6 protein-coding genes are annotated in these 7,224 nt (G+C 69.3%); all 6 read right to left on the bottom strand.

Going from position 1 to position 7,224, the window contains the following annotated elements:
- Positions 1-347 precede the first annotated feature (347 nt).
- A complete protein-coding gene (locus tag VKH46_00240; protein ID HKB69243.1) occupies positions 348-1,367 on the bottom strand; it encodes an OmpA family protein in 1,020 nt (339 codons plus the stop codon).
- Positions 1,368-1,398: 31 nt separating this feature from the next.
- The gene (locus VKH46_00235; GenBank protein HKB69242.1) at positions 1,399-3,606 is read right to left on the bottom strand and encodes an SdrD B-like domain-containing protein; all 2,208 of its coding nucleotides are present in this window, start codon (positions 3,604-3,606) and stop codon (positions 1,399-1,401) included.
- A gap of 93 nt (positions 3,607-3,699) precedes the next feature.
- The gene (gene mtgA, locus VKH46_00230; GenBank protein ID HKB69241.1) at positions 3,700-4,503 is read right to left on the bottom strand and encodes a monofunctional biosynthetic peptidoglycan transglycosylase; all 804 of its coding nucleotides are present in this window, start codon (positions 4,501-4,503) and stop codon (positions 3,700-3,702) included.
- Positions 4,391-5,839 (bottom strand): glycerol kinase GlpK, encoded by a 1,449-nt coding sequence (glpK, locus tag VKH46_00225; protein HKB69240.1) that lies wholly within the window; start codon positions 5,837-5,839, stop codon positions 4,391-4,393. The genes mtgA and glpK overlap by 113 nt, the downstream gene beginning before the upstream one ends.
- A gap of 115 nt (positions 5,840-5,954) precedes the next feature.
- Entirely contained in the window at positions 5,955-6,800 is an 846-nt protein-coding gene (locus tag VKH46_00220; protein ID HKB69239.1) for a hypothetical protein, read from the bottom strand.
- A 192-nt stretch (positions 6,801-6,992) separates the two neighbouring features.
- On the bottom strand, positions 6,993-7,224 hold a 232-nt coding region (locus tag VKH46_00215; protein HKB69238.1), incomplete at its 5' end, for a hypothetical protein.

The following is a 7,224-nucleotide window of genomic DNA, read 5'->3' as shown; positions in this document are numbered from 1 at the left end:
GCGGCGTCTATTAGACGTTAGCGGGCGCAGCGATGCATCGAGCCGGGCGGGCGCGTGCGGCCGGCCGCCGGCACGACGTACGTTCACAGTACGCCTTAGCCGCCGGCCGCCGCCCGCATCCCGCCGGGCTCGCGCCTGGCCGCGCCTTTGGGTTTTCGTAAATGAGATTCGCCTCGTCTCGACGGTGGCGTCGAGCGCGGCGACGAATTCCCCACGGCCAGCCGCCATTCACCTTGTCGGTCGTTCCCGGGAAAGCGGGAACCCACGTCTCCGGCGATCGCCCCGCCGGCGCAAAAGAAAGCCCCCTCCGGAGAGGGGGCGAAAGAGGCCGGATTCTCGCTGTTGCCCTATGAGCGGGGGCTGAACGTGACCGTCACGACGGCCTTGCCCGACGTCGCCGGGCTCGCCGGCTCCGTGCGGGTCGAGATGCGCGCCGCGTCGATGCCGTGCCGCGTGACGAGATACTCCTTGGCGTTCTCGGCGCGCTGGGAGGCGAGCCGCTCGCGGCGGCGCTCGGGGGTCGACTCGTCCGGGTATCCGGTGACGACGACCGTCGCGTGGAGGTCGTCCTTCAGTCGCGCGGCCACGCGATCGAGGACCGCCTTGGCGATGTTCGAGAGCCGCGACGAGTTGCGCTCGAACGGAATCTCGTTGGTCGACGTCTCGGGGGCGGGCGGCGGCGCGACGACCGGAGGCGGCGGGGCCTCGACCGGCGGCGGCGGGGGCGGAGGAGGCGACGCCTTCGGCATCTCCGGCGCGGGCGGCGGCGGAGGAGGCGGCGGGGGAGCCGGCGCTCCGAAGTGGAGCACGACGCCGACGTTGGGCTGGACGTCCGTGTGGGAGCTCCCGCCGAAGAACGGCTCGCCGAAGACGTGCTCGCCGCGGAGCTCGAACCGGGCTCCGACGACGCGATTGAACCGGTATTCGGACCCGACGCCGAGATAAACGAACCCTTCGCCGCGGCCGCGCACGTGCTCGCGCTCGCTTCCGCCGCCGAGGCCGACGTACGTGTTCCAGCCGGGGATCGCCGGCGTGAAGTCGTACATCACCCCCAGCGAGGCGTCGTAGAAGCCGGGATGCAGGTCGATCCAGTTCACGGTCGCTTCGAGGGCGACGTGGTCGGTGAAGAAATGTCCGACGCGGCCGCCGTAGAGGAGGAAGTCGGACTGGCGCGCGTCGCAGCGGCACTTGTAGTTCGTGTCTCCGAGGAAATCGACGCCGATCTGCGCGCCGACGTACGTGTCCCCCTTGAGCACGTTCGTGGCCGTCCGGTCGTTCACGTCCGAGCGGTCCTGGGCGCGGGCGACGCCCGCGACGAGCGGCACCGCCGCCATCATCGAAAGGAGAGTTCCAAGTCGCCGATCCATCATCGTCCTCCGCACAATCTCTGTTGGGCCGTCAGCACGTCAACGCGAATACGAGGTTCGAAACCGTCCCGCCGGGCTCGAGGTGCACCGAGATCGGCGCGTTGTTCGGCGGCACGGTCTGGAAAAAGCTGGTCGGGGGAACCGGCGAAAGCGTGTAGTCGCCGGGAGCCACGCCGGAGAACGTGAAATGCCCCGTCGAATCGGTGACCGCGGTCGCGACGACCGTCCCCGAGGCGTCCTTGAGCCGAACCGTGACGTCCGGGAACGGCTGCTCGCCGTTGTCCTGGATCCGGTTCTTGTTCAGGTCGTAGAAGATGAACCCGGAGATCGTGCCCGTCGTCGTCGAGCGGTTCCCGAAGAGGACGCCGGACGCCGTCTCCCCCGCCGCGACCGTCACCGGCACCATTCCCGATCCTCCGGGGAGCGTCTGGACGGACCCTTCGGGGACCACCTCGGCGACCTGGTAGTCGCCGGCCGCGACCGCGGTGAAGGTGAAAGACCCGTCGGCGCCGGTCGTCGTCGTCGCGACGAGCGCCCCGCCCGACGCGGCGAGGAGATTGATGGTCACGCCCGCGACTCCCGACTCTCCCGCGTCCTGCGCGCCGTTGCCGTTGGCGTCGTTGAATTTCAGGCCGGTGATCGTGCCTGTCGCGGCGAGCAGCTGGTTGCCGAAGAGGACGGATGCGGTCTGTCCCGCCGAAAGGGCGACGTCGATCGTGCCGGGCGGGCCCGGGAACGTCTGGTGGTAGCCGTCGGGGACGACCTCGGAGAGCACGTACGCGGCGGGCGCGAGCCCCGTGAACGAGAAGTTGCCGTCCGCGTCGGTCGCCGTCGAGAACGTCCCGAACGGACCGGCGATCTGGATCGTGACGCCGGCGAGCCCGGCCTCTCCCGCGTCGCGCACGCCGTTGCCGTTGACGTCGTCGAACTTCGTGCCGGTAATCGCGCCCGTCGCGAGCTGGTTCCCGAAGAGCGCGTCGGTCATTGACTGGCCGGGGGCGAGCGCGACGACGAGCGCGCCGTCGCCTCCGGGCACGGTCTGCCGGTACCCCGCCGGAAGATCTTCCGTGAGCGCATACGTTCCGGCCGCGAGGTCGCCGAAGGAGAACGCGCCGTTCGCGTCGGTCGTCGCAGTCGCCGCCGGCGCTCCGGACGCCGAGTCGCCGGCGAAGAGGTTGATGGTCACGCCCGCCACGCCCGCTTCGCCCGCGTCGGGCAGCCCGTTGCCGTTGGCGTCGTTGAACTTCGTCCCGGAGATCGACCCCGGGAGCGCGGCGTTGCCGAACGCGAGATTCTCGAAGCTCTCGTTGCAGAACGTCACCGAGAAAGTTCCGCCCGAATCCGATGCGACCGACGCGAGATAGCGGCTGATCTGGACGGTCGCAAAAGGCGCGGTCTGACTGTAGCCGGCGGGGACGGTTTCGGAGACGGTGTACTGCGTCTCGGGCAGCCCGCAGATCGACCAGGTTCCGTCCGGCCCGCTCACCGCGGTCGCGGAGATGCCGTGGCCGTCCGTCGCCGAGATCACGACGCCCGCGAGCCCCGGCTCGCCGGAGTCCCGCAAGCCGTTCCCGTTCTCGTCCGAGAAGACGATCCCGGAGAGGCAATGGGTGGTCCGGCAGCGGGAGTCTTCGCGGACCGCGAACGTCTGAGTAATCGAGAAAACGGGGAGGAACCCGAAGTAGCACCCGGCGCCGCACGAGGAGCCGGTCTGGAGATCGGCAGCCGGCGTGAGCCAGACCCGATAGTTGCCGGAGCCGTGGGGCGCCCGGTCGAATGGAGAGAGCGCCACGATTTCCGATCCGCAGGCGTCCGTCCCCGATGTCGCTCCTTCGGCCGAGACGATCACGCCGCCCGACACCTCGAGAGCGCGCGGAGCGCCGGAAAGGAGCGTGTCCCCGGACGCGTCGGTCACCTGGTAGAACCAGGCACCGTCGGGAAGAGCACCGATGCTGCACGACGGGTCGAGAGGCCCTCCGGTCAGATACACCTGGTCGCGCGACGGGAAGACGTTGCCGTCGGCCGGCGCCCCGGACGAGTCGACGACCGCAACGATGCCGATCGAAGAGGCGGCCGCGGCCGCGGGCGCGGCGACGGATGCCCGCGTGATCCCTCGGATCGCAGGCGAAGAGGGGAGCCGGACGGAGGCCCGGTTCGGCGCGGCCGCGGCGAGCGAAGCCGCCGCGAGGACGACCGCCACACTCCCGCCCGCTCTCGAGATGATCCTTGGAAAGCTCATCGTGGAATCTCCTGCCAATTCGACTTCCGGGGTATGGGGTAGCCGACTCGAGATTTAGCAAGAATCGCACCAGGGGAAGACCTGGAAGCGACGCTACCGCTCCAGGAGCCGCAGGATGCGCATCGCCCTCCGTTCCAGGCGCCGCGAATTCCGGCCGGGCCGGTAAAGCCGAGGGGAGGCGATCATGGCCGCGAGGATTGCCGACTCGCGCGCCGTGAGCTGCGAAGCGGGGTGTCCAAAGTACAGCCGCGACGCCGCTTCCGCGCCGTAACAGCGCTCTCCCCATTCGATCGAATTGAGGTAGAGCTCGAGGATCCGGCTCTTCGGGAGCAGCCGTTCCATCTCGAGCGCGATCGCGATCTCTCGCGCCTTGCGCCACGGCGTTCGTGCCGGAGAAAGATAGAGGTTCTTGGCGAGCTGCTGGGTGATCGTCGACCCGCCGACGCGGAGCCGGCGCTTGTCGATGTCGGTCCGGATAGCGAGGCGCGTCGCCTCCCAGTCGACGCCGTGGTGCCGGTAGAAGTTCTGGTCCTCCGTGAGGACGACGGCGCGGCGGAGGACGGGAGCGATCCGCGACAGCGGGACGACGATCCGCTCGATGCGGTCGCTCCGTCCCTCGCGGCGGAGCTGCGCCTGGCGCCGCTCGATGAAGGCCGTGGTCGCGGGGTCGCGGCCGGCGAGCGCGGCGACGTTGGGCAGAGTCGCGAAGAAGAGCGCGGCCGCGGCGACGAGCGCCAGGACGGCGATCAGGATCCCGCGGGCGAGCCGTTTCAGAACTGCACCGTCAAGACGCCCACCGTCTGCTGCGCTCGACCGCTTCTCTCCACCGCGCGTGCTCCGCGTCGCGGGAAATGCCCGACGGCGCGAAGCGTCGCCGCGCGCCGAGTCGTTCGGCAAAGTCTTCCCGCGAGCTCCACATTCCCGCCGTGATTCCCGCGATTCCCGCCGCGCCCGCCGCGGTCAGCTCCGCCATCTCCGGGCGGGAGACCGGGATCCCGAGCACGTCGGCGACGTGCCGCATCAGGAACCGGTTGGCGGTCGCGCCGCCGTCGACGCGGAGCTCGGAAATCGGGACTCCGAGCGCCGCGCCCAGGAGCTCGACGAGCTCGCGCGTCTGGTAGCCGATCGCTTCGAGCACCGACCGGACGAGATGCGCCCGGGTGGTCCCGCGTGTGAGCCCGATGAAGAGACCTCGCGCGGAAGGATCCCAGTACGGTGTGCCGAGACCGGAGAGCGCCGGGACGAAATACACGCCGCCGTTGTCGGAGACCGATTCGGCGGCGGCTTCCGATTCGGCGGCGCTCGCCAGGAGTCCCAGCCCGTCGCGGAGCCACTGCACGGCCGCGCCCGCGACGAACGCGCTTCCTTCGAGGGCGTAGGTCGTCTCGTCTCCGAAGCGCCAGGCCACCGTCGCGAGGAGCTCGCCCGAGACGGGGACCTCCCGGCCGGCGTTGCAAACGAGGAAGAGGCCCGTTCCGAACGTCGCCTTCGCGTCGCCCGGGCGAAAGCACGCTTGCCCGAAGAGCGCGCTCTGCTGGTCGCCGATCGCGGCCGCGATCGGGATCTCGGCGCCGAAGACGGCCGGGTCGGAGGCGCCGAGGTCGCCTCCGGTCGGCGTGATCGACGGCAGCATCGACGGCGGAACGTCGAAGAGCGCGCAGAGCTCGGGGTCCCAATCTCCCGAGCGCAGGTCGAAGAGAAGGGTGCGCGACGCGTTCGAGGCGTCCGTCGCATGGCGCCGGCCCCCCGTCAGGTTCCAGAGCACCCAGCTGTCGACGGTCCCCGCGATCGCACTCTCCGGCAGAAGCACGTGCTCGCGGATCCACCGGAGCTTCGACGCGGAGAAATAGGGATCGCCCGGGAGGCCGGTCCTCCGCCGCAGGAAGGCGGAATCGAGCGTTCCGCAGAACTCCGCGGTGCGCCGGTCCTGCCAGACGATCGCCGGGCAGAGCGGAACGCCCGTCTCCCGATCCCAGACGACGACGGTTTCGCGCTGGTTGGCGATGCCGATCGCGGCCACGTCGCGCGGGTCGACGCCGGCAAGCGCCTCGCGCGCCGCGGCGAGACAGCCGTCGCGGATCTCGAGCGCGTCCTGTTCGACCCATCCGGGGCGGGGGAACGAGACGGGCAGCTCCCGGTAGGCGCGGGCGACGACCCGCATGTCGCGGTCGAAGAGCATCGCGCGGTTGCCGGTCGTCCCGGCGTCGATCGAAAGGACGAAGCGCGGGGGCATCGGCGGGGATCGTACGACGACCGGCCGCGGCGCGACAGGGCGCGGTTCGCCCGCGCCGAAAAAAAAGCCCCGGCCGGAGCCGGGGCGGGAGATTCGCCGGCGTGAGGGAAAAGCGTTACTTCACGCACCCCTTGTTCGCGTTGGACCACTCGTATTGATAGCCGTAGCCGCCGTCGACGAACGGCGCCGGGCTCCAGGCGCACTTGTCGTCGGCCTCGTAGCCGCTCCGGTCCCACCAGGCGTTGACCGGATCGGTCACCGCCTCGCGGGTTTCGTGGCAGGCGAAGTGCTGGGCGTCCTGGACCGTCGTGAAGCCGGAGGCGTGGCAGCCGGAGCAGCTCGGATACGGCTCGATCGAGTACTTGATCGTGTGGCCGCCGCTCGAATAGCTGCCGTGGTAGGCGCAGTAGTAGAGATTCGGGCCGCCGCACGACGTATAGCTGCCGTCCGAGGAATAGGACGTCGGCGGGATGAACACCTCGTAGATCGCCTCGTTGTCAAACGTGTGGTTCGACAGGTACTTGTTCACTTCGCCCTGGACCGCCGAGTCCGTGACGTTCGTCGGCGGGTTGGACGAGTCGTAAGAGTCGCCCGCGGAAAGAAGCGAGCTCAGGCCGATGTACCGGGTGCTCCCCGTCGTGGTGTCGTAGTACTGGGTGATCACGCCGAAATGCGAGTTCGTCCCGAACTGCGAGAAGAAGCTGTTCATGGACGAACGCTCGTTCGCGCCCGTGCCGCTTCCCCAGTAGCTCCCCCAATAGATCGGAACGACGTGGGCCGCATAGAGAATGTCGCCGCCGTGATAGCTGAGGTTCGCGCCGTGGCCGCCGCGCGCGAAGTGCTCGGCCGCGCGGGCCTTGGTCGGGTATTCGTTGACCCAGTGTCCGTTGACCTCTCTTCGCTCGGCCAGCGCGGCGGTGGCGAGCGCGAGCGAGAATCCCAAAGCGAGCAATTTCTTCATCGCGGAGTTCCTCCTCTTCCCGATTTGGCGAGCGCGGGATTGCGGGGCGCCATTGGCGCCCGGTCCATGCAATTTTTCTGCCTTGAGCCGTGTTCCCGGGCGGCTCGCGGCCAGGGAAAGGCCCCGTGGCGGCTTGGAGAAAGGAAAAGGCCCCGGCGAACCGGGGCCTGAAAAAATCGATGTCGAAGGCTCTTACTTGACGCAGGCGTTGGCCGAGTTCGACCACTCGTACTGATACCCGTACCCGCCGTCGATGAACGGAGTCGGGCTCCACGCGCACTGATCGTCCGCCTCGTAGCCGGTGTGTCCGTTCCACCAGGCGTTGACGGGATCGGTCACCGCCTCGCGGGTCTCGTGGCAGGCGAAGTGCTGGGCGTCCTGGACCGTCGTGAAGCCGGAGGCGTGGCAGCCGGAGCAGCTCGGA

The organism is Thermoanaerobaculia bacterium (genome assembly GCA_035260525.1).
GTDB lineage: Bacteria > Acidobacteriota > Thermoanaerobaculia > UBA5066 > DATFVB01 > DATFVB01.
The sequence above is the reverse complement of the archived record's forward strand: the minus strand, read 5'-3'. Positions and strand labels throughout refer to the sequence as shown.